Below are 21,803 nucleotides of genomic sequence, written 5' to 3' on the forward strand. Positions count from 1 at the left end.
TGACCATGCCACTTTACTGAAGAAGTCATTGAAAAAATTGCCATTGCAAAATGTCGGCTTTCAGCCGCTGGCTACGGGAGTAATCAAGCCTTTCAAGCGCGTGAGCGGTTTCCTCGCGTAGCTTCGCCAGCAACGCTTTGCGCCCGAAATCGTGCGTATTCCCTTCCATTTTCCCGCGCAGCGCCGGGAGCGGCATATCCACGGCTAACAACAATCGCGTTAGCGCCGCAACCGAGGTTGAAAACGCCCGGTGCGCAAAGGCAAACCCCGCCAGCTCCAGCCAGTCGTCACTATTAAGGGTAGCTTCCCATGCATCCATCACCGGGATCTTTTCGCCATTCCAGGCCGACAGGACGCGCATATCACGACATAAACGCTGATGCGCCTCTTCGCAGAGCTGATGCCCCGCCTCGCTCAGCGGCAGCAACGCCATCGCCGTATAGCACCCGCTGCTGGCCTCCCGGTGGCTGCCCATTCGCACCAGCACAAACCCGCACTGCCGCCAGAAACGCCACAGCTCGTCGGTATAGCCAAAGCTGACCGAGAGATAATCTTCTCCGCTGGCACTGCGGATCAGCCCCTGGCCGATGCCTTCCCGCTGGCGATGAGGATGAACCGCAATACGGCTGACGCGTCGGCCTTTCAGCGTCGCCGCGAGAGGCGATCCGCCGTGGGCAGCCAGCGACTGTGCCACCAGATTTCCACGCGGCCGACGAAACCCCGCCCACACCGCGCGACTAAGCTCTGGGGATAAGCCGCCCTCCTCCACCAGCCAGAGCGCGCCAGCGATCTCCGCGCCCGCCTGAGCAACAGCAAAATGCTGTCCCGGCGCGTCCATCATCCGGCGTAAATCGAGGGGGGACGTCCGGTAGTGCGCGGCACACAGCAGTTCATACACGCCTGCCCCGCGCGCCGGATCGCTCTCCCACACCCCGGGCTCCAGCGACGTTAAACTTACCTCCCCTGCCGGTTTGCGATCGATAAGCGCATCGTCGAACAGCAGCGCGTTCGCCACGATTCGCTCAAGAGGACATCCGGCAGCCCAGCGTACAGGGGTTGATAAGGTATATCGCCGCAGACCGCTGAACCGGGCGCAGAACTTCAGCAGGAATCCCCTGCCCGTGCCTTCATAACCCTGCACCGTAGTGGTCAACAACACGCGGGAAAAGCGCATCGTCAGTTTCTCGAGCAGCGGGCCGGGGATGGCGGCCGCCTCATCGACAATCAGCCAGTCAGCTTCTGTTGTGGAGGCCAGCAGCGCATCCGGGGCCATAAAGTGAAAATGTTCCCCGGCGAAACGCGCGATGACATCCGTCGCCCCTTTTGCCGGTGCGGTCACTACAGCACTACCCTGAATGCCGTTGAGCAACATGCCCGCCAGGGCGGACTTTCCTCGTCCGCGCGGGGCCGTCACGGCAGCCACGCCAGCAGGCATGGTCAGAAGCGCGTCGAGGATCGCAGCCTGCTCGCGCTGCGGTTCACCGCTGGCGGGCTGCCAGGCGGGTAAATCTGGCGCAACGGGAAGGCACAGAGGACGATGTTGATGCCAGACGATAGCATCTGAATCGGCGGCCAACGTCCGGCAAAAATGGTAAACAAAGTGCGGGGTGGCGATCGGCTCGGCGCTGTCGCTCCAGCGTAGAGAATCCGCGTCGGGCCTGTTAGCCCAGACGGAGAACGGCGGCACCAGCAGCACCAGAAGGCTTCCGGCGCGCAGGGTCCCGCTGAGGGCGGCGAAGGCCGAGACGTCAAACCCGCGACGCGCGTCAAAAACGGCGTGCAGATATTCACGTCCCAGCAGGCCGCTGATGGCCTTAGAGGGGTTTTCCTCCAGCCACAGCCAGTCTCCTGGTAACGTATCGCGCAGGATGGTCGCCTGGCTCAACGTCCACGCTTCATCGCCGCTAAGCACCACCAGCCGGCGGTGCCCGGTACGCTGAAGCTGGTTAACCAGCTGTTCAACCCCCAACATCACATAGCTTTGCCGAAGGTATTACACTGCGACGGGTTGCCGCTGTCAAAGCCACGCTTAAACCAGCTGTAGCGCTGCTCTGAGGTGCCATGGGTAAAGCTGTCCGGCACAACGCGCCCCTGGCTTTGCTGCTGCAAGCGATCGTCACCAATCGCCTGTGCGGCATTCAGGGCCTCTTCCAGATCGCCTGTTTCCAGCACGCCCTGCTGCTGCATGCTGTGTCCCCAGACGCCAGCGAAGCAGTCGGCCTGAAGCTCCATGCGTACGGAGAGATGATTCACCTCCGCCTGAGACGCATTCTGCTGCATCTGACGCACTTTAGGTTCAATGCCGAGGAGCTTCTGCACATGGTGGCCGACTTCATGCGCGATCACGTAGCCCTGGGCAAAATCGCCGTCGGCGCCCAGCTTGCTTTTCATGTCGTCATAGAAGGAGAGATCGATATAGACGGTGCTGTCCGCCGGGCAGTAGAACGGCCCCATAACGGACTGCCCGGTGCCGCAGCCCGTGCGGGTTGCTCCCCGGTACATCACCAGTTTTGGCGGCTGATAAGTCCGCCCCATTTTCTCGAACTGCTGACCCCAGGTATCTTCGGTCGTCGCGAGAATAACGGAAGTAAATTTCGCCGCTTCATCTTCATTCGGGCTGATGGAGCGCTGAGAATACTGCTGCTGTTGCCCGGTTTCACCGGTCATCAAACCGGTCAGGTCGACACCGTAGTAGCCCGCTACCAGCACGACGACCAGCAGAATAATACCGCCCTTGCCGCTGGGTAACCGGAAACCTGGCCCGCCCATAGACGGACCACCGCCACCACTGCTGCGTCTGTCTTCTACGTTGTCACTTTCACGACGCCCTTGCCAGCGCATAAACACCTCGAACTATTCCATTTATAATAGCTATGATCGTAGGCGGTTAATGAAAGGATTACCATAGTAAACAAGGATAAGACGCCAAAGGATGCCAACATCCTTTGGCAAATGCGCAGTTTAGTCGAGCTTAACGCCTAAACGGTGAGCAACCGCTTCATACGCTTCGACCACGCCACCCAGACTCTGGCGGAAACGGTCTTTGTCCATTTTATCCAGCGTCTCTTTGTCCCACAGGCGGCTGCCGTCAGGAGAGAACTCGTCGCCCAGCACCACTTCGCCTTTGTACAGACCGAACTCCAGCTTGAAGTCGACCAGGATCAGGCCCGCGTCATCAAACAGCTTTTTCAGCACGTCGTTGGCTTTGTAGGTCAGTTCCTGCATGCGCGCCAGGTTCTCTTTGCTGACCCAGCCGAAGGTTTCGCAGTAGGATTCGTTGACCATCGGGTCATGCATGGCGTCGTTTTTCAGGAACAGATCGAACAGCGGTGGATTCAGTTCGATACCCTCTTCAATGCCCAGACGCTTCACCAGGGAGCCTGCGGCACGGTTACGGATCACGCACTCAACCGGCACCATATCCAGTTTTTTTACCAGACATTCCGTATCGGACAACAACGCTTCCATCTGAGTCGGGATACCGGCTTCGGCCAGTTTGGTCATAATGAAGTGGTTGAACTTGTTGTTCACCATGCCCTTACGATCGAACTGCTCAATGCGTGCGCCGTCTCCTGCTGACGTATCATTGCGGAATTCGAGCACCAACAGATCCGGGTTTTCCGTGCTGTATACGGTTTTCGCTTTGCCACGATACAACTCAGCTTGCTTCTGCATCTTCATTACTCCTGGTGTGATGATTTGTATTCAAAACTGGCTATATTATGCCACGCACACGTTTGCGTGGCACGAAAATAAAAAGGGCTGGATTAACCAGCCCTCACTATTATTTGCTGAATGCGGCCTGGAAGGCAGCGACCAGCGCATCGTTCTGCGCCTGGGTCAGCGTGTGTCCTTTCGGATCGATAAACTGCAGGCTGCTGCGGTTATCGAGGTCGCCGACCTGGATTTTGTAGTCACCGGAAGGCAGCTGTGGATCGCTTGCCCCCAGCTCCTGCCAGGCACTTTCAGACAGCGGCTTATAGGTCGCTGTGATGCTGCCCGTTGAACGGGTGCTGTCGGTCACCTTCATGCCCACTTTTTCCAGCGTGGCTGGCAGACGCTGCCAGGTCTGGTTAAACGGCGCACGCACCACCAGCATTGGCAGGCCGGTATCGTCTGCACCGCTCTGCACGTCAAACGTTGAGCCGTTACGGTTCTGCGCGGCGTTTGCGGCATCAGCAGCGTTCTTATCCAGACCCGCTGCAATCACGTTCAGCATTTCGGTACTGTAGCGCTGCATGGCGGACGGATCGGCAACCGGTTTACCTGCCTGCTCAAGATTCAACAGCTTAACGGTAACCGCCTGCTGATAACCCTGCGGCTTAACGGAGACTTGATAACGACCACGATACTGCTGGTCTTCATCGAGACGGTTCCACTCAATCCAGTCGGTGGTTAAGGTCTGGCTGGCGTCGTCGCGTTTATCAATCGTATAATTTTTCGACTGAATGACGCTCACAACCTGCGGCCACAGCGTGGTACCGCGTGCGCTTTCCACCAGCAGAGAAGCTGTATCACCGGTGAACTGCGTGCGCGCGCCACTCACCAGCGCCAGAGGCTGAGCTGGCGGACGAATATCGAGCGCTTTACCCACCAGGCCGCTGCCGTTGGTAACCGGAATATTATAATCACCGTTCTGGATCGGCAGGATCATGCCGGCAGGCGCGTGAAGTTCAGCAAGCGGCGGCGCATCCAGATAGGATTCATCACCGCTCACCTGGCGCTTGTAGCGCGAGTCTGAACTACAGGCAGCGAGGAGCATAACAAGCGAAACACCCGCAACCTTGGCCAGGCGCGACTTCTGTACTGAATAAGCCATCAAATCTCCCTAAACTTTACAGCAAACCGGCATGCTTCAGCGCGCCAGCGACAATTTCACGACCATGGTCGGTAATCGGTGTCATTGGCAGACGCAGCGTGTCGGTTGCTACAAGCCCCAACTCCTTACATGCCCATTTCACTGGGATCGGATTGGGTTCGACAAATAATTTATTATGCAACGGCATCAGACGCTGATTAATCACGCGAGCTTCATCAAAGTGACCGGCTGCGGCCAGTTTGCACATGTCAGCCATATCACGCGCCGCCACGTTCGCCGTCACGGAAATAACGCCGTTACCACCGAGCTGCATAAAGTCCAGTGCGGTCGCATCATCACCGCTCAACAGGATAAAGTCGTCTGAAACCAGCTCTTTGATCTGATGAACGCGGCTTAAGTTCCCTGTCGCCTCTTTAATCCCGATAATATTTTTTACTTTCGAGAGACGGCCAACGGTTTCCGGCAGCATATCGCAACCGGTACGGGACGGCACATTATACAGAATTTGTGGCAAGTCAGTATGTTCAGCGATGGCTTTGAAATGCTGGAACAAACCTTCCTGAGTTGGGCGGTTGTAGTAAGGGGTCACCGTCAGACAGCCAACAATGCCGCTGTCGTTAAAACGCTGAGTCAGGCTAATGGCCTCTGCCGTTGCGTTTGCGCCCGTACCCGCGATGACCGGAATACGCCCGTCCGCCAGTTCCAGGGTCAGCATCACAACGTCGCCGTGCTCTTCGTGGCTCAGCGTGGCGGATTCACCGGTAGTCCCTACCGAAACGATCGCCGAGGTTCCATTGGCGACATGGTAATCAATGAGCTTCTTCATGCTTGACCGGCAGACATTACCTTTTTCATCCATCGGTGTAACAAGCGCGACAATACTTCCCGTGAACATGAGCCATCCTCTGTGCGAACAAGAGCCTCAATGTTACGTTTGGAACTGTAATAAAAGCAAGCGACCTGAGGCTCTCAGGCGGTTGTATGCATGTTTTTTTTATGCTTTCCTTAGGAAGACTTAACCACGCAAAGGAAGAACAGGTTTGACAACCTCATCACAACATTACCTGGTTATCACTGCGCTGGGTGCTGACAGGCCGGGTATCGTGAATACCATCACTCGCCACGTGAGCAGCTGCGGCTGCAATATCGAAGACAGCCGGCTGGCTATGCTTGGCGAAGAGTTCACGTTCATCATGCTGCTTTCCGGAACATGGAATGCCATTACCCTCATCGAATCTACCCTGCCGCTGAAAGGCGCAGAGCTGGATTTACTGATTGTGATGAAGCGCACCACCGCGCGCCCGCGTCCGGCTCTGCCTGCCACAGTCTGGGTACAGGTTGAAGTGCCTGATTCACCTCATCTGATTGAACGTTTTACGGCGCTGTTTGACAGCCATCAGATGAACATTGCCGAACTGGTTTCCCGCACGCAGCCTGGCGATGAAAACGCCATCCCGACGCTGTTTATTCAAATTACCGCCCACAGCCCTGCCTCGCAGGATGCGTCAAATATCGAGCAAGCGTTCAAAGCCCTCTGTACAGAATTACACGCGCAAGGCAGTATAAGCGTCGTCGATTATTCGCAGCACGAACAGGATGGAGTTGAGTAATGAACCCACTGAAAGCCGGTGATATCGCACCGAAATTTAGCTTACCGGATCAAGACGGCGAGCAAGTAAATTTGACCGACTTCCAGGGACAGCGTGTTCTGGTCTATTTCTACCCGAAAGCCATGACCCCGGGCTGTACCGTACAGGCCTGCGGTTTACGCGACAACATGGATGAGTTGAAAAAGGTCGGTGTGGAAGTGCTGGGCATCAGCACCGATAAACCAGAGAAGCTGTCACGTTTTGCGGAAAAAGAGCTGCTGAACTTCACGCTGCTTTCCGATGAAGACCACCAGGTTTGCGAGCAGTTTGGCGTCTGGGGTGAGAAGTCCTTTATGGGCAAAACGTACGACGGTATTCACCGCATCAGCTTCCTGATTGACGCTGACGGTAAAGTTGAGCACGTGTTTGATGATTTCAAAACCAGCAACCACCACGACGTGGTGTTGAACTGGCTGAAACAAAGCGCCTGATAAACAGCAAAACGGCAACCCAGGTTGCCGTTTTTAGTGTTTGCCCCCTCTCCCCGTGGGCTGAGGGTTCCCCACAAATTAATGCGAGCACTGAGCAATCCCCTCGTCCCTCCGGGGAGAGGGTTAGGGTGAGGGGAACATACGGCGGTGGTGGTCATTCCGTTCACTTTATGTTCCTTGCTACTCTGTAACGATATGACCGGTGAACGTGCCAGGGTGGCTCAGTCGCCACCACCCTGGCGACCCGGGCTCCCGGCGGTAAATCGCCGCTTCGCGGTGCCCTCGGCTTATTCCTTCCGGCTTATCGGGTACGGGCGGAGGCAACGTCCCTGTAAAGCCGCCCTCTCGGCGCATCCCTGCGCCTCGCCCCGGCCGGAAGGCAAACGCCTCAGCGATTTACAGCCGGACCAGGGCATCGCTGACAGCCCTCAGTCATTTAGAAAGCAACTTTATTGCTTCTGCATAAAAAAATTACTGGGGATCCCTCAGCCCTTTGGGAGAGGGTTGGGGTGAGGGCATCAGCCCGCACTAAATCTACTTCTCTTCCACCGCCGGCACATCCGGCCACGCGTGGACCACGGCTTTAATCAGCGTCGCCAGCGGAATGGCGAAGAACACGCCCCAGAATCCCCACAGCCCGCCGAAAATCACCACTGACAGGATAATCACCAGCGGATGCAGGTTAACTGCTTCTGAGAACAGCACCGGTACCAGCAGGTTCCCGTCCAGTCCCTGAATAATCAGGTATACGGCGAAACAGCTCCAGAACTCCGTACCCAGACCAAACTGGAACAGCGCCACACCGACTACCGGAATGGTCACCACAAACGCGCCGATATACGGGATCAGAACCGAGAATCCGACCAACACCGCCAGCAGCAGCGAGTAGTTCAGCCCGAAAATCACGAAGCCAATCCAGGTCGCCACGCCCACCACAATCATCTCCAGCACTTTGCCGCGAATGTAGTTGGTGATTTGCTGGTTCATCTCCTGCCAGACCTGTCCTGCGAGACCGCGATTGCGCGGCAGCACGCGGCGCACCGCATTCAGCATCTGCTCTTTATCTTTGACCAGGAAAAACACCATTAGCGGCACGAGAACAAGGTAAACCGCCAGCGTCAGCAACCCCACCAGCGAGGCCAGAGAGTATTTCACCACCGAGTCACCCATGGTCATGATGCGGGCGCGCATGTTTTCGGCCATCGCATCGATGATCCCGGCGTCCATCAGCGCAGGATAGCGGCGCGGCAGCGTGGCGGCAAAATCAGAAAGTTTATTCAGCATGCCGGGCATGTCGCGGATCAGGTAGATCCCCTGTTGCCAGGCGATGGGCATCACCACGAAGGACATCAGCAGCAGAATGCCGACAAACAGCACCAGAACAATGCTGGTCGCCCAGCGTCGGGAACAGCCGATATGTTCCAGACGCGCGGTGGGCCACTCCAGCAGATACGCCAGCACAATCGCCACCAGAAGCGGTGCCAACAGGCCACTAAAGAAGAACAGGATACCGAATCCGGCAACCAGAATGACCAGCAAAGCAATGGCTTCCGGATCGCTAAACCGACGCCGATACCACTGCATTAACATTTCGAGCATACAACCCTTCCCTGAATCGAATGGCGGGAGTGAGACGGTGAATTGTATCTAACTGTCACAAAAAAGACTTTCCTTTTTGTTTCACTGTCAGGTTTCGCAAAACCCTGATGAATGGGATTTTCTTCATCTCTTAACACGGCTACACTCGCAGAGCAGCGGAGATGAACGTTATGCGGGTTCATCGGTCAAATTAGCACATCCAACATACAGGACAGTGGTTATGTTCAGGCAGTTGAGAAAAACACTGGTTGCGACACTGATTGCCGCCGTGACGGTGGGTCAGGTGTTGCCCGCTTTCGCTGACTCGTCCGATTCATTGCCGGACATGGGCACCACGGCAGGAAGCACGCTCTCCATCGGGCAGGAGATGCAGATGGGTGATTATTACGTACGCCAGCTGCGCGGCAGTGCTCCGCTGATTAACGACCCTTTGCTGGTGCAGTACATCAACGGTCTGGGGATGCGATTGGTGGCGCACGCAGACTCGGTAAAAACGCCCTTCCACTTCTATTTAATCAATAACGACGAAATCAACGCCTTCGCCTTCTTTGGCGGGAACGTGGTGCTGCATTCGGCGTTGTTCCGTTATTCCGATAACGAAAGCCAGCTGGCGTCCGTCATGGCGCACGAAATTTCGCACGTCACCCAGCGCCATCTGGCGCGTGCGATGGAAGATCAGAAGCGTAACGCCCCCCTGACCTGGGTGGGCGCGCTGGGCTCTATTCTGCTGGCGATGGCCAGCCCGCAGGCCGGAATGGCGGCGCTTACCGGGACGCTGGCGGGAACGCGTCAGGGGATGATCAGCTTTACCCAGCAGAACGAGCAGGAAGCAGACCGCATCGGCATTCAGGTTTTACAGCGTTCCGGCTTTGACCCGCAGGCCATGCCGAGCTTCCTGGAAAAACTGCTCGACCAGGCACGCTACTCGTCGCGCCCGCCTGAAATTCTGTTGACCCACCCGCTGCCGGAAAGTCGTCTCTCGGATGCGCGTAACCGTGCTAACCAGATGCGTCCGGTCGTCGTGCAGTCCTCGCAGGATTTCTACATGGCCAAAGTGAGAACGCTTGGCATGTACAACTCCGGACGTAATCAGCTCACCAGCGATCTGCTGGACGCGCTGGCGAAAGGCAACGTGCGCGAGAAGAACGCCGCGCAGTATGGTCAGGCACTCCAGGCGATGGAGGCCAGCAAGTACGATGAAGCGCGTAAAGCCCTACAGCCGCTGCTGGCGTCGGCGCCTGACAATCCGTGGTATCTCGACCTCGCAACCGATATCGATTTAGGACAGAAAAAAGCGACCGATGCGATCAACCGTCTGAAAGGGGCGAAAGACATTCGCAACAATCCGGTATTGCAGCTAAACCTGGCGAACGCCTACTTACAGGGCGGCCAGCCCGGCGAGGCGGTGACCATTCTGAACCGCTATACCTTTAACAATAAAGATGACCAGAACGGCTGGGAGCTGCTCGCCCAGGCCCAGGGGCAACTGGGTAATCGCGATCAGGAGCTGGCCGCGCGTGCGGAAGGTCTGGCGCTGGCGGGGCGCCTCGATCAGGCCATTTCCCTGCTAAGCAGCGCCAGCTCACAGGTGAAGCTCGGCAGCCTGCAACAGGCCCGCTACGATGCGCGAATCGACCAGCTGCGTGGCCTGCAACAACGCTTTAAGCCGTACGAGAAGATGTAATAAAGGAGAAGTCATGACAGACGCGGTAAAAATTTACCATAACCCTCGCTGCTCCAAGAGTCGCGAGACTTTGAATCTGCTGAAGTCTAACGACATCGATCCGGAAGTGGTGTTGTATCTGGAGACGCCCCCGGACGCGCAGACGATCCGCCAGTTGCTGAAGATGCTGAACATGGGCAGCGCACGCGAGCTGATGCGTCAGAAAGAAGATCTGTATAAATCGCTCAATCTGAACGATACCAGTCTCACTGAAGATCGGCTGATTCAGGCGATGGTCGACAATCCTAAGCTGATTGAGCGCCCGATTGTCGTGGCGAACGGCAAGGCGCGTATCGGCCGTCCGCCGGAAGACGTACTCGGGATCGTCTAATCGTTACGCCGCAGCGCTTCCAGAAACGCCTGCGGCGTACTCTCCCCCAGCTTTTTCTGCGCTTTTCCCCGGTTGAAAAATTCACACAGCTGGATCAACAGTTCTCCCGCCGGTTCACTATTCACGCGCGGAATGATCTCACGTAACGGCACGGTGACCTGAAGGGCAAGATAATACTGTGAATGCACTTTTACGATGACGTTATGCTCCGGCAAGTTCACTTCTAGCCCAAAAGTCTCAATAGATTGAATATCAGCCGGACAGGCAGCCAGCACCTCGTTCGTCCAGCGGGTCAGCAACTGCGGCGAGACACCGGCATAAAGCCGGGCGTAGCACCAGCCGCTGACGGGTTCACGCGCCCAGAGCAGGTGTTGCTCCCCACCGTCGTCCATATGCAGCGATAGCGGCTGATGATGCAGAAGTAGCTTCTGCGGCATGATACCGGCCTTCAGTGCCTTTTTGCCCTGCAACGGCGCCCCCTTTTGTCTTACCGAAGCCGGTTTGAGGTAGCGGTTCAGGGTCGCGCGGGAAACGGCGATCCCTAGTCCGTCATTCACCAGCAGCAGCAGTTCATCCAGCGGTGCCCCAGTGATATCCCGCAGGGCATTTATCAGTGCCGCCTGCTCTTGTCTCAATGCTTTGTATATCACTTTTGGCGTTGTGTGGTTATCCGAAACCTGGTCGCGGTTGCGCCAGCGCCTGACGGTGGTGACCGAGATCCCCAGTTCAACAGCTAGCTCTCTGTCGCTTTTATCTGACTGCTGAAGATAGCGACGGATACGCGGTGTGGTGGTGGCGTTAGCATGCAGTTTGATTTCCATCGCGTCTCTCTCCGCAACTAATCTTATGAGATTTATAGTAGAACAGCGAATGCTTTGTGACCGATTTCACCTTTCACTCGCCGCGCTTCACTGATAATCCACAGACATAACATAAACAACACCTCTCAATCTTGTACGGAGTTCACAATGAACAATGTTCTGGGATTTCTTGAAGCAAAACTGATGCCGCTGGCGGCGAAAACGGCCCAGCAGCGTCATCTTGGGGCCATTCGTGGGGCCTACGTTTCATTCATGCCGTTTATCATCGTCGGCTCCATCCTGCTGGTGATCTCCTCCTTCCCGAATCAGGCCTATCAGCAGTTTATGTCTCAGGCCTTTGGTGAGAGCTGGAGTGCGATTATAGAGATTCCATTCAACGCGGTATTCTCAACCATGTCGCTGTTTATCAGCTTCCTGGTGGCCTACCGCCTGGCTGAGCACTATGGCGAGGACCGCATCTCCTGCGGCATCCTGGCGCTGGTCGCCTTCCTGATCCTGACGCCCTTTATCAAAGTGGCGGAAAACGGCGGCATTACCGTGATGCCGGTGGAGTGGATTGGCAGCAAAGGGTTGTTTGTGGCGATGATCGGTTCCCTGCTGTGGACGGAACTGTTCTGCTGGCTGAAGCGCAAAAAGCTGGTCATCAAAATGCCGGACGGCGTACCTCCGGCGGTGCAGGAGTCGTTCGCGGCGCTGATCCCGGCCCTGCTGGTGATGATTCTGGTGCTTATTATCCGCATCATCTTCGAAAACACCCACTACCACACCATCCACCAGTTTATTTATGAAGTGGTTGCCACCCCGGTGCGCCACTACGGCACCTCTTATTTCGGTGCGTTGATGACCGTATTCAGTATCACCATTCTGTGGTCAGTGGGCATTAACTCCGGTTCGATGATCAACGGCATTATTCGCCCGCTGTGGATGGAAAACCAGACCGACAACATCGCCGCGATCCAGGCGGGAACGACGCCGCCGCACATCATCACCGAACAGTTTTTTGACATGATCTGGATGGGCGGCGCGGGCGCCACGCTGTCGCTGGTGATAGCGATGCTGATTTTCGCCCGCAGCAAAAACATGCGAGAGGTGGCGCGCCTCGGTGCGGGTGCCTCGGTGTTTAACATCAACGAACCGATCCTGTTTGGCCTGCCGGTGATCATGAACCCGATCATGCTCATCCCGTTTAATCTGGTGCCGCTGGTGCTGGTCACCGTGCAGTATACGGCGATGAAAATTGGCGCGGTCGCCGTCACCACCGGGGTGTTTATTCCCTGGACCCTGCCGCCGGTTATCAGCGGCTTTATCGTCACCGGGCACCTGAGCGGCAGCGTGATGCAGCTGATCAACCTGCTGATTGGCGCCATGCTGTACCTGCCTTTCATGCGTATCGTGGATAAACAGTACCGCGCCGCGGAGCTGACTACCGCTACGCAACCCGACACCACCCTTGCAAAACAGGAGTAAAGCATGTGGGGAATTATCGCAACCTGGCGAATGGCACTTGAAGGGGTAACGGAATCCGCGTCTGCCCTGGCGGCGGGAAAACCGGTCGCTTCGGCGGTGGTCGATGCCGTCGCTGCCGTGGAAGACTTTCCGCTGTATAAATCCGTCGGCTACGGTGGCCTGCCGACCGACAACGGCGAGGTGGAGCTGGACGCGGCCTATATGGACGGCGACACGCTGGCGTTCGGCGCCGTGGGGAATCTGGTGGATATCGCCAACCCGGTGCGCGTGGCGCACGCGCTCAGCCGTCAACGCTATAACAGCCTGCTGGTCGGCCAGGGCGCGCGCGAATGGGCGCTGAGCCAGGGCTTTGCCGACAAAACTATGCTCACGGATCGCGCCATGCAGCACTACCGCAAGCGCTGCCGCGAAACGCTGGATAAGGGGTTAAGCCCCTACGACGGACATGACACCGTCGGCATCATTGGCCTTGATAAACAGGGTTCGATGAGCGTCGCCACCTCCACCAGTGGCCTGTTTATGAAAAAACGTGGTCGCCTCGGTGACTCACCCATCATCGGCTCCGGCTTTTACTGCGACAGCGAAACCGGCGCGGCCACCGCCACAGGCGTCGGTGAAGACCTGATGAAGGGCTGTACCAGCTACGAAATCGTTCGCCGGATGGCGCAAGGGATGACGCCGCAGCAGGCGGCGGATTCAGTCGTATTCGAACTGGAAGACAAGCTGATGTCGCGCTTCGGTCGCGCGGGCGATCTCTCCGTGGTGTGCATGAACAACCAGGGCGAATTTGGCGCCGCGACTAACATAAAAACCTTCTCGTTCGTGGTGGCGACGGCTCGCCAGCCCCTCACCGTTTTTCGTACTGAACGCCTGCGGGAGAAAACGCACTATCACGCGGTAGATGAGGAGTGGATGCAGGCCTATGCCGCACGGATCCGCGCGCCGATTGAGGAATCATGATGATCACTTACCAGTTTATCAACGCGCTTTCAGACGCGAAGCCGAACAGCCATTTGATTGCGCGCGCTGACAGTTCCCTGTTACCGGAAAGCGCTCTTGTCGCTGAAATGCGCCAGCAGAGCACCGTCGCGGACGCTCGCTTTGGCTGCGCGCCGTTTGCGCGCATTACTCTGTTGCCGGACGCGCTATGGCATGACGCCCTGACCGAAGGGTTGCTCACCGCCCTGCGACCGCTGCTTACCGCCCCCGCCAGCGCCGAACTCGTGCTGGACGTGACGGATATCGACGATGTGGTGCTGGCGCAGGTGCTGCGTTTTCTCTTTAATCAGGCGCACAGGCTCAGTGACCTGAAGCTGAAGAAGACGAACGAAGCGGTGCGTCTTACCTGCATCACTGCCCTCTGCCTGCCGGAACAGCAGGCGAAGCTGGAGACGACCTTCCGCCAGCAGCAGGCCATTGCGCTCGGCATGATCGCGGCGCGACGTCTGGCGGATATGCCATCCGACCGCTGCACGCCGCAGTTTGTGGTGGAAGAGGCGCAAAAACTGTGTGCCGCCAGCCCTGCCCTGCGCTGCGAGGTGCTGAACGAAAAAGATATTGCTGAGCAGGGTCTTGGACTGCTGCACGCCGTTGGCAAAGGGGCGACCTGCCCGCCGCGTCTGCTGGCTATTCATTATGATGGTGCCAACGACGGCCCGATGCGCTGCTACGTGGGAAAAGGCATTACCTTTGACACCGGCGGCCTGTGGCTGAAGGAAGGCGCGGGCATGTACACCATGAAATATGACATGTGCGGCGCGGCCAACATACTGGGGCTGATGCTGACCGTTGCGGAGCTGAAATTACCCGTGCGCATCATGGGCGTGCTGGCGCTGGCGGAAAACGCCATCGGCCCCGACGCCATGCAGCCCGGCACGGTGGCAACAGCCTGTAACGGAACCACCGTTGAAATCAATAATACCGATGCCGAGGGCCGGCTGGTGCTGGCTGACGCCATTGCCTGGGCCAGCCAGCGGTACCCGCAGGCCCGCTACATCATTGATATGGCGACTTTGACGGGCGCAGTGGTGAAAGCGCTGGGGTATGAGCTGAGCGGGCTGATGACCCAGGATGAACCGCTGCGCGCCGCGTTGACGCAGGCAGGTAAACGGAGCGGTGACGAGGTGTGGTCTCTGCCGCTGGACGCACGGCTGAAAAAGCAGACCGACAGCGCGATTGCCGATCTGTGCAATACGCCGACTAACAATGCGGCGATAAGCGCCTCGGCGGCGTGGCTGCTGCATCACTTCTGTCCGCCGGCGATCCCATGGGCACATCTGGATATCAGCGGGACGGCGCTGTGGCGTGAGAACGGCAGAAGCGTGGCGTCGGGAAGACCGATTCCGCTGCTGGTTGAGCACCTGATGGGGGATCTTTAGCCCGGTGGCGCTGCGCTTACCGGGCCTACGGGTGCCATATGTAGGCCGGGTAAGGCGCAGCCGCCACCCGGCATAACTACAGCTTAAGAATATCTTTCACAAACGGAATGGTCAGCTTGCGCTGGGCGGTGATGGAGGCGCGATCGAGCTGATCGAGCGTATCAAAGAGCGTGCGCATCTCCCGATCCAGACGCTTGAGCAGGAAGCGCCCTACGTCTTCCGGCAGTTCAAATCCGCGCAGTCTGGCGCGCAACTGAAGTGCCTGGAGTTTGTCTTCATCCGACAGCGGTTGCAGCTTGTAGATTTGCCCCCAGTCCAGACGAGACGCCAGATCCGGCAGCCCCAGATTGAGCTGACGCGGCGGACGATCGCCGGTGATCAGCAGCCGGGTTTTGCCCGACTCCAGAATGCGGTTGTAGAGGTTAAAGATCGCCATTTCCCACGGCTCGTCTCCCGCCACGCATTCAATATTATCGATGCAGACCAGGGAGAGATGTTCCATGCCCTCCAGCACTTCAGGCACAAACCAGGTGCGTTTATCCAGCGGCACATAGCCTACCGCGTCACCGCGCGCCGAAAGTTCCGCACAGGCGGCATGCAGCAGGTGGCTGCGTCCCGCGCCTTCGCGTGACCAGATATAGATGTATCCGCTGTGTTCCTGGCGCAGCACGTTTTGCAGTGCAGCCAGTAAAGAGGGGTTATCACCCGGCCAGAAACTCGCGAAAGTTTCGTCGTCAGGGAGATAGAGTGGCAAAGAGAGCTGTGCCGGTCCGTTCAGAAATACCTCAACCAGAGATCTTACATAAAATCGGAATGGAGTTTAACACGGAACCAGCAAGGAGAGAACCGGGCGGATCGTCCGCCCGGTTAAAGGATCAATGTGGTGCTTTTTCGCTATCGTCAGCGTCCAGGATTTCTTCTTCCGGACGAATGACCGAGATCAGCTTGAAAATCAGGCTCAGGCCCACGCCGACGATGGTCGCCAGCGCCATACCCTTCAGCTCTGCCGCGCCGATGTGCACCTTCGCGCCGCTCACGCCGATGATCAGGATAACGGAGGTCAGGATCAGGTTCTGCGCCTTGCTGTAATCCACTTTGGATTCAATCAGCACGCGAATACCGGACGCACCGATCACCCCGTAAAGCAGCAGGGAAACGCCGCCCATCACCGGAACCGGGATAATCTGGATCGCCGCCGCCAGTTTGCCGACGCAGGAGAGCAGAATAGCGATGATCGCCGCGCCGCCGATAACCCAGGTGCTGTAGACGCGGGTGATCGCCATTACGCCGATGTTCTCCCCGTAAGTGGTGTTAGGCGTGGAGCCGAAGAAACCGGAGATGATGGTGGAGAAACCGTTGGCAAACATGGAGCGATGCAGGCCCGGGTCGCGGATCAGGTCACGCTTCACGATGTTCGCCGTGACCACCAGGTGGCCAACGTGCTCAGCAATCACCACCAGTGCAGCAGGCAGAATGGTGAAGATAGCAAACCATTCGAAGCGTGGGGTGTAGAAGGTCGGCAGCGCGAACCAGTGTGCCTCGGCAATCGGTGTGGTATCCACAACACCCATCACGAAGGAGAGTGCGTAACCCACGAGCACGCCGATCAGTATCGGGATAATCGCCATAAAGCCGCGGAACAGGACGGAACCGAAAACCGTCACGCCCAGCGTCACCAGCGAAATAATAATGGTTTTAGAATCCGGTGACTGACCGTCCGCAGGCAGCAGCCCAGCCATGTTCGCCGCGACACCCGCCAGTTCCAGGCCGATGACGGCAACGATTGCCCCCATTGCCGCAGGCGGGAACATCACGTCCAGCCAGCCGGTACCCGCTTTCTTCACGATGAAGGAGACCAGGCAGAACAGCACGCCGCACATGATAAAGCCGCCCAGCGCGACCTCGTAACCCAGCGGCAGCAACAGCAGTACCGGGGAGATAAACGCGAAGCTCGACCCGAGATAGGCCGGGATTTTGCCTTTACAGATGAAGAGGTAAAGCAGCGTACCGATGCCGTTAAACAGCAGCACGGTAGCCGGGTTAATGTGAAACAGGATTGGCACCAGCACGGTTGCGCCAAACATGGCGAACAGGTGCTGCAAACTAAGCGGGATTGTCTGTAAAAGCGGCGGTCTTTCACTCACCCCGATAGCACGGCGCGTCATAGTGTTTTCCTCTGAGTGTCATTGTTGGTTTTTATTCAAAAAAAAGCCGACTATCAAAGTCGGCTTCTTTATCGTTATTCGATTATTTAGTCCCAAAAATCTTATCGCCGGCATCGCCGAGCCCCGGGATGATGTACCCGTGCTCGTTCAGTCCCTGGTCGACAGACGCGGTATAGAGTTCAACGTCCGGGTGCGCTTTTTCCAGCGCCGCGATACCTTCCGGCGCCGCGACCAGCACCAGCACTTTGATGCTGCTGCAGCCTGCTTGTTTCAGCAGGTCAATGGTGGCGATCATCGAACCACCGGTCGCCAGCATCGGGTCAACTACCAGCGCCATACGCTCATCAATGTTAGAGACCAGCTTCTGGAAGTATGGGACCGGCTCAAGCGTCTCTTCGTTACGGTAGATACCTACCACGCTGATACGCGCGCTTGGGACGTGCTCCAGCACGCCTTCCATCATGCCCAGACCCGCACGCAGGATTGGCACCACGGTAATTTTTTTACCTTTGATCTGCTCAACCTGTACCGGGCCGTTCCAGCCTTCGATGGTCACTTTTTCCGTTTCCAGATCAGAGGTCGCTTCGTAGGTCAGCAGGCTACCCACTTCAGAAGCCAGTTCGCGAAAACGCTTCGTGCTGATGTCATGCTCACGCATCAGGCCCAACTTGTGTTTAACGAGTGGGTGTTTCACTTCCACAATCTTCATTCTCTTTCTCCTCTGAGGTGGCATCCGCAAAAAAATCGCGGGATTATACCGCTTTTTTCGGATTGCGCCATACCCATGTTGCTTGATGTACATCAATCAAAAACAAAAAAGCCGGAGGCTGGGCTCCGGTTTGGGTGCGGGGTCTTGCCCGGCGGCGCTGCGCTTACGCGGGCCTACGTGTAGTGTAGGTCGGGTAAGCGTTAGCGCCACCCGACAATTACAGGTTATCGCCGTTGCTCGCAATCACCTGCTTATACCAGTCGAACGATTTCTTCTTGCTGCGGTTCAGCGTGCCGTTACCTTCGTTATCTTTATCGACAAAGATAAAACCGTAGCGTTTCTTCATCTCGCCAGTGCCGGCAGAGACCAGGTCGATACAGCCCCACGGGGTATAGCCCATCAGATCCACGCCGTCTTCCACCACCGCTTTTTTCATCTCGCGGATGTGGGCGGAAAGGTAGTCGATGCGGTACTGGTCGTTCACCGTGCCGTCGCTCTCCTGCACGTCGATCGCGCCAAAGCCGTTTTCCACAATAAACAGCGGCAGCTGATAGTGATCCCAGAACCAGTTCAGAGAGTAGCGCAGCCCGACAGGATCGATCTGCCAGCCCCAGTCCGATTTCTGCACGTACGGGTTAGAAACCAGGCTCTTGCTCTCGTCATAATCCAGCGTCGGATTATCCGCCGTCGCTTTGGTGGCGAACGACATGTAGTAGCTGAACCCGATGTAATCCACGCAGCCCTGCGTCAGCGCCACTTTATCTTCTTCGGTGATATCCAGCGCGAAGCCGCGACGTTCAAAGTAGTTGAGCAGATGCTGCGGATACTTGCCGCGCACGTGAACGTCGGTGAACCAGTAGCGGCGATGCATGGCGTTCATCGCCATCATCATGTCGTCCGGGGCACAGGTCAGCGGATAGATGGGGCACATGGCAATCATGCAGCCGATGTGCAGTGATGGGTTGATCTTGCGCCCCGCTTTCACCGCCAGGGCGCTGGCCACCAGCTCATAGTGCGCCGCCTGGAACATCACCGGCTCGCGATCTTCTCCCGGCGCATATTTCAGCCCGGAGTTGGTAAACGGCGCAAAGTCTTCATGAAAGTTGGCCTGGTTATTGATCTCGTTAAAGGTCATCCAGTACTTCACTTTATGCTGATAGCGCTCAAAAACGACCTTCGCGAAGCGGACAAAGAAGTCGATCAGCTTACGGTTACGCCAGCCGCCGTATTCCGTTACCAGGTGGAAAGGCATCTCGAAGTGGGAAAGCGTGATCACCGGCTCGATGCCGTGCTTCAGGCACTCGTCGAAAAGATCGTCATAGAATTTGAGTCCCGCTTCGTTCGGCTCCAGCTCGTCGCCTTTCGGGAAGATACGCGTCCAGGCAATGGAGGTGCGGAAGCATTTGAACCCCATCTCGGCAAAGAGTTTGATGTCTTCTTTATAGCTGTGGTAAAAGTCGATGGCTTCGTGGTTTGGGTAATTTTTCCCCTCCAGCACGCCGTTGGTGATTTCACGCGGTACCCCGTGGGCGCCTGCCGTCATGACATCGGCAACGCTCACGCCCTTGCCGCCCTCTTTCCAGCCGCCTTCAAGCTGGTGCGCCGCAACGGCCCCACCCCACAGAAAACCTGCTTTAAATCCTGACATTCGCTTTCCCTCATTCTGCGTTATTTTCTGCAAAAACAGTTACAGAAACCGGTTTCATTTTGATGATGTGCAAAGGGGATAGCCGTTGCAAGCAGATCGCCGAAACCGGTTTCATTTTCGTGAACGGAGTCAAGTTTGTTGCCCTGGACAGTCCGCACAGAAAAAAAGATCCCCGCGCCGAGAATAGGCTCGCAAACGTTTGCCTGGACTGTTAGAATTGCGCCGATTTTTCTTACTAGCTATGCAATCGCGTGGGGATTTAAGCCGTGACCAACAAAACTTCTCTCAGCTACAAAGATGCCGGTGTTGATATTGACGCAGGTAATGCGCTGGTTGACCGAATCAAAGGTGTGGTGAAAAAAACCCGCCGCCCGGAAGTGATGGGTGGCCTGGGTGGATTCGGCGCACTGTGCGCGCTGCCGCAAAAATATCGTGAACCTGTGCTGGTCTCGGGTACGGATGGTGTCGGTACAAAACTGCGCCTGGCGATGGATCTTAAGCGTCACGATACGATTGGTATTGATCTGGTGGCGATGTGCGTCAACGACCTGGTGGTACAGGGCGCTGAGCCGCTGTTCTTCCTGGATTACTACGCGACCGGCAAGCTGGATGTGGATACCGCAGCCAGCGTCATTAACGGTATCGCCGAAGGCTGTCTGCAATCCGGCTGTGCGCTGGTCGGCGGTGAAACCGCTGAAATGCCAGGCATGTATCACGGTGAAGATTATGACGTCGCAGGCTTCTGCGTCGGCGTGGTAGAAAAATCAGAAATTATCGACGGCAGCAAAGTGGCTGACGGCGATGTGCTGGTTGCGCTGGCCTCCAGCGGTCCGCACTCCAACGGCTACTCTCTGGTGCGTAAGATCCTCGAAGTGAGCGGTTGCGACCCGCTGACCACCGAGCTGGACGGCAAACCGCTGGCCGATCACCTGCTGGCCCCGACCCGCATCTACGTGAAAAACGTGCTGGAGCTGATTGAGAACGTTGACGTGCACGCCATCGCTCACCTTACCGGCGGCGGCTTCTGGGAAAACATTCCGCGCGTGCTGCCGGACAATACCCAGGCGGTGATCGACGCCTCCTCATGGCAGTGGCCGTCCGTCTTCAACTGGCTGCAAACCGCAGGCAACGTGAGCGAGCATGAAATGTACCGCACCTTTAACTGCGGCGTAGGTATGGTTATCGCCCTGCCCGCCAGCGAAGCGGATAAAGCGGTTAAGCTGCTGACAGAAAAAGGTGAAAACGCGTGGAAAATCGGTACGATTAAAGCTTCCGATTCCGAACAGCGTGTGGTCATTGAATGAAAAACATCGTGGTGCTCATTTCCGGCAACGGAAGCAATTTGCAGGCAATCATAGACGCCTGCAAACAGAAGAAAATCAATGGCACCATTCGGGCAGTATTCAGCAACAAGGCCGATGCGTTCGGCCTTGAGCGCGCGCGGGAAGCGAACATTCCTGCGCACGCGCTGGAAGCCAGCCAGTTCGCCGGGCGTGAAGCCTTTGACCGTGAGCTGGTGCAGGAGATTGACGCCTACGCGCCTGACGTGGTGGTGCTGGCGGGCTACATGCGTATCCTGAGCCCGGCTTTCGTCGCGCATTACAACGGACGTTTGCTGAATATTCACCCTTCTCTTCTGCCGAAATATCCTGGCCTGCATACCCATCGTCAGGTGCTGGAGAACGGCGATGAGGAGCATGGGACCTCCGTGCATTTCGTTACCGACGAACTGGACGGCGGTCCGGTCATTTTGCAGGCAAAAGTACCGGTCTTTGACGGTGACAACGAAGACGACGTGACGGAACGTGTACAGGCTCAGGAACACGCCATTTATCCGCTGGTGGTAAGCTGGTTTGTTGACGGCCGTCTTGAGATGCGCGACGGTGCCGCCTGGCTGGACGGCGTGAAGTTACCCCCGCAGGGTCATGCGGCTGAAGAGTAGTTTGTTCTGTCGGGTGGCGCTGCGCTTACCCGACCTACATATTGCATTACCCGATATTCCCTTCTCCAACCCCCTAAAATCCCCAACAAAAAAATAACTGTCATACTTTTCTGGCACTGTT

The 21,803-nt window shown here is 56.9% G+C and carries 20 protein-coding genes; 9 read left to right on the forward strand and 11 right to left on the reverse strand.

Going from position 1 to position 21,803, the window contains the following annotated elements; all coding sequences use genetic code 11:
• Positions 1-25 precede the first annotated feature (25 nt).
• The 5 genes from HWQ15_RS01515 to dapA all read right to left on the reverse strand — a co-directional run bounded on the left by HWQ15_RS01515 (position 26) and on the right by dapA (position 5,714).
• The gene (locus tag HWQ15_RS01515) at positions 26-1,972 is read right to left on the reverse strand and encodes a tRNA(Met) cytidine acetyltransferase TmcA (RefSeq protein WP_063149147.1); all 1,947 of its coding nucleotides are present in this window, start codon (positions 1,970-1,972) and stop codon (positions 26-28) included.
• Positions 1,972-2,841, reverse strand: coding sequence for a neutral zinc metallopeptidase (locus HWQ15_RS01520; protein ID WP_022648970.1), 870 nt, complete (start codon positions 2,839-2,841; stop codon positions 1,972-1,974). Before HWQ15_RS01520 ends, HWQ15_RS01515 begins: the two co-directional genes overlap by 1 nt.
• 120 nt (positions 2,842-2,961) lie before the next feature.
• Entirely contained in the window at positions 2,962-3,675 is a 714-nt protein-coding gene (gene purC / locus HWQ15_RS01525; protein WP_001171626.1) for a phosphoribosylaminoimidazolesuccinocarboxamide synthase, read from the reverse strand.
• Positions 3,676-3,784: 109 nt separating this feature from the next.
• Positions 3,785-4,819: an outer membrane protein assembly factor BamC gene (gene bamC / locus HWQ15_RS01530; protein WP_022648971.1), complete on the reverse strand. Its 1,035-nt coding sequence runs from the start codon at positions 4,817-4,819 to the stop codon at positions 3,785-3,787.
• 16 nt (positions 4,820-4,835) lie between these two features.
• Positions 4,836-5,714: a 4-hydroxy-tetrahydrodipicolinate synthase gene (dapA, locus tag HWQ15_RS01535; protein ID WP_003860542.1), complete on the reverse strand. Its 879-nt coding sequence runs from the start codon at positions 5,712-5,714 to the stop codon at positions 4,836-4,838.
• Between the two features lie 145 nt (positions 5,715-5,859).
• On the opposite strand from dapA, the gene HWQ15_RS01540 reads away from it, so the two are divergent.
• Together HWQ15_RS01540 and bcp are read left to right on the forward strand one after the other, a co-directional pair.
• Complete coding sequence (locus HWQ15_RS01540; RefSeq protein ID WP_000213743.1) at positions 5,860-6,429, forward strand: glycine cleavage system transcriptional repressor; 570 nt, start codon at positions 5,860-5,862, stop codon at positions 6,427-6,429.
• Positions 6,429-6,899 (forward strand): thioredoxin-dependent thiol peroxidase, encoded by a 471-nt coding sequence (gene bcp, locus HWQ15_RS01545; protein WP_022648972.1) that lies wholly within the window; start codon positions 6,429-6,431, stop codon positions 6,897-6,899. Before HWQ15_RS01540 ends, bcp begins: the two co-directional genes overlap by 1 nt.
• 534 nt (positions 6,900-7,433) lie before the next feature.
• On the opposite strand, the gene HWQ15_RS01550 is transcribed toward bcp, so the two are convergent.
• Positions 7,434-8,498, reverse strand: coding sequence for an AI-2E family transporter (locus tag HWQ15_RS01550; protein ID WP_003860546.1), 1,065 nt, complete (start codon positions 8,496-8,498; stop codon positions 7,434-7,436).
• Between the two features lie 220 nt (positions 8,499-8,718).
• Here HWQ15_RS01550 and bepA point away from each other — a divergent pair, with 220 nt between their 5' ends.
• Both bepA and arsC read left to right on the forward strand, forming a co-directional pair.
• The gene (bepA, locus tag HWQ15_RS01555) at positions 8,719-10,182 is read left to right on the forward strand and encodes a beta-barrel assembly-enhancing protease (RefSeq protein WP_003860547.1); all 1,464 of its coding nucleotides are present in this window, start codon (positions 8,719-8,721) and stop codon (positions 10,180-10,182) included.
• Between the two features lie 13 nt (positions 10,183-10,195).
• Positions 10,196-10,552: an arsenate reductase (glutaredoxin) gene (gene arsC, locus HWQ15_RS01560; RefSeq protein WP_022648973.1), complete on the forward strand. Its 357-nt coding sequence runs from the start codon at positions 10,196-10,198 to the stop codon at positions 10,550-10,552.
• On the opposite strand, the gene HWQ15_RS01565 is transcribed toward arsC, so the two are convergent.
• Complete coding sequence (locus tag HWQ15_RS01565; RefSeq protein WP_063149265.1) at positions 10,549-11,373, reverse strand: hypothetical protein; 825 nt, start codon at positions 11,371-11,373, stop codon at positions 10,549-10,551. The genes arsC and HWQ15_RS01565 overlap by 4 nt on opposite strands.
• A gap of 147 nt (positions 11,374-11,520) precedes the next feature.
• On the opposite strand from HWQ15_RS01565, the gene celB reads away from it, so the two are divergent.
• Genes celB through HWQ15_RS01580 form a run of 3 tightly spaced genes read left to right on the forward strand, consistent with a single transcriptional unit; the run spans position 11,521 to position 15,218 of the window.
• Positions 11,521-12,840: a PTS cellobiose transporter subunit IIC gene (gene celB / locus HWQ15_RS01570; RefSeq protein WP_063149264.1), complete on the forward strand. Its 1,320-nt coding sequence runs from the start codon at positions 11,521-11,523 to the stop codon at positions 12,838-12,840.
• A gap of 3 nt (positions 12,841-12,843) precedes the next feature.
• The gene (locus tag HWQ15_RS01575) at positions 12,844-13,800 is read left to right on the forward strand and encodes a N(4)-(beta-N-acetylglucosaminyl)-L-asparaginase (protein WP_063149263.1); all 957 of its coding nucleotides are present in this window, start codon (positions 12,844-12,846) and stop codon (positions 13,798-13,800) included.
• Positions 13,800-15,218, forward strand: a complete 1,419-nt coding sequence (locus HWQ15_RS01580) for a M17 family metallopeptidase (RefSeq protein WP_063149262.1) — start codon at positions 13,800-13,802, stop codon at positions 15,216-15,218. The genes HWQ15_RS01575 and HWQ15_RS01580 overlap by 1 nt, the downstream gene beginning before the upstream one ends.
• A 76-nt stretch (positions 15,219-15,294) precedes the next feature.
• Here HWQ15_RS01580 and HWQ15_RS01585 read toward each other — a convergent pair whose 3' ends face one another.
• The 4 genes from HWQ15_RS01585 to HWQ15_RS01600 all read right to left on the reverse strand — a co-directional run bounded on the left by HWQ15_RS01585 (position 15,295) and on the right by HWQ15_RS01600 (position 19,740).
• On the reverse strand, positions 15,295-15,996 hold the full coding sequence (locus HWQ15_RS01585) for a DnaA inactivator Hda (RefSeq protein WP_211482948.1): 702 nt from the start codon (positions 15,994-15,996) through the stop codon (positions 15,295-15,297).
• 97 nt (positions 15,997-16,093) lie between these two features.
• The gene (gene uraA / locus HWQ15_RS01590; protein WP_063216245.1) at positions 16,094-17,383 is read right to left on the reverse strand and encodes a uracil permease; all 1,290 of its coding nucleotides are present in this window, start codon (positions 17,381-17,383) and stop codon (positions 16,094-16,096) included.
• Between the two features lie 82 nt (positions 17,384-17,465).
• The gene (upp, locus tag HWQ15_RS01595) at positions 17,466-18,092 is read right to left on the reverse strand and encodes a uracil phosphoribosyltransferase (RefSeq protein WP_022648979.1); all 627 of its coding nucleotides are present in this window, start codon (positions 18,090-18,092) and stop codon (positions 17,466-17,468) included.
• A 217-nt stretch (positions 18,093-18,309) separates the two neighbouring features.
• A complete protein-coding gene (locus HWQ15_RS01600; RefSeq protein WP_063149260.1) occupies positions 18,310-19,740 on the reverse strand; it encodes a 6-phospho-beta-glucosidase in 1,431 nt (476 codons plus the stop codon).
• A gap of 266 nt (positions 19,741-20,006) precedes the next feature.
• Here HWQ15_RS01600 and purM point away from each other — a divergent pair, with 266 nt between their 5' ends.
• Both purM and purN read left to right on the forward strand, forming a co-directional pair.
• Complete coding sequence (gene purM / locus HWQ15_RS01605; protein WP_023300680.1) at positions 20,007-21,044, forward strand: phosphoribosylformylglycinamidine cyclo-ligase; 1,038 nt, start codon at positions 20,007-20,009, stop codon at positions 21,042-21,044.
• Entirely contained in the window at positions 21,041-21,682 is a 642-nt protein-coding gene (purN, locus tag HWQ15_RS01610; RefSeq protein ID WP_023300681.1) for a phosphoribosylglycinamide formyltransferase, read from the forward strand. The genes purM and purN overlap by 4 nt, the downstream gene beginning before the upstream one ends.
• Positions 21,683-21,803: the final 121 nt, after the last annotated feature.

This window comes from Enterobacter sp. DSM 30060, from assembly GCF_013375955.1.
Classification (GTDB): Bacteria; Pseudomonadota; Gammaproteobacteria; order Enterobacterales; family Enterobacteriaceae; genus Enterobacter; species Enterobacter intestinihominis.

Bases quoted from the DNA above. Each gene is read 5' to 3' on its own strand.
- HWQ15_RS01515 (WP_063149147.1), bottom strand. From the start codon at position 1,972: ATGTTGGGGGTTGAACAGCTGGTTAACCAGCTTCAGCGTACCGGGCAC.
- HWQ15_RS01520 (WP_022648970.1), bottom strand. From the start codon at position 2,841: ATGCGCTGGCAAGGGCGTCGTGAAAGTGACAACGTAGAAGACAGACGC.
- purC (WP_001171626.1), bottom strand. From the start codon at position 3,675: ATGCAGAAGCAAGCTGAGTTGTATCGTGGCAAAGCGAAAACCGTATAC.
- bamC (WP_022648971.1), bottom strand. From the start codon at position 4,819: ATGGCTTATTCAGTACAGAAGTCGCGCCTGGCCAAGGTTGCGGGTGTT.
- dapA (WP_003860542.1), bottom strand. From the start codon at position 5,714: ATGTTCACGGGAAGTATTGTCGCGCTTGTTACACCGATGGATGAAAAA.
- bcp (WP_022648972.1), top strand. From the start codon at position 6,429: ATGAACCCACTGAAAGCCGGTGATATCGCACCGAAATTTAGCTTACCG.
- HWQ15_RS01550 (WP_003860546.1), bottom strand. From the start codon at position 8,498: ATGCTCGAAATGTTAATGCAGTGGTATCGGCGTCGGTTTAGCGATCCG.
- bepA (WP_003860547.1), top strand. From the start codon at position 8,719: ATGTTCAGGCAGTTGAGAAAAACACTGGTTGCGACACTGATTGCCGCC.
- arsC (WP_022648973.1), top strand. From the start codon at position 10,196: ATGACAGACGCGGTAAAAATTTACCATAACCCTCGCTGCTCCAAGAGT.
- HWQ15_RS01565 (WP_063149265.1), bottom strand. From the start codon at position 11,373: ATGGAAATCAAACTGCATGCTAACGCCACCACCACACCGCGTATCCGT.
- celB (WP_063149264.1), top strand. From the start codon at position 11,521: ATGAACAATGTTCTGGGATTTCTTGAAGCAAAACTGATGCCGCTGGCG.
- HWQ15_RS01575 (WP_063149263.1), top strand. From the start codon at position 12,844: ATGTGGGGAATTATCGCAACCTGGCGAATGGCACTTGAAGGGGTAACG.
- HWQ15_RS01580 (WP_063149262.1), top strand. From the start codon at position 13,800: ATGATCACTTACCAGTTTATCAACGCGCTTTCAGACGCGAAGCCGAAC.
- uraA (WP_063216245.1), bottom strand. From the start codon at position 17,383: ATGACGCGCCGTGCTATCGGGGTGAGTGAAAGACCGCCGCTTTTACAG.
- upp (WP_022648979.1), bottom strand. From the start codon at position 18,092: ATGAAGATTGTGGAAGTGAAACACCCACTCGTTAAACACAAGTTGGGC.
- HWQ15_RS01600 (WP_063149260.1), bottom strand. From the start codon at position 19,740: ATGTCAGGATTTAAAGCAGGTTTTCTGTGGGGTGGGGCCGTTGCGGCG.
- purN (WP_023300681.1), top strand. From the start codon at position 21,041: ATGAAAAACATCGTGGTGCTCATTTCCGGCAACGGAAGCAATTTGCAG.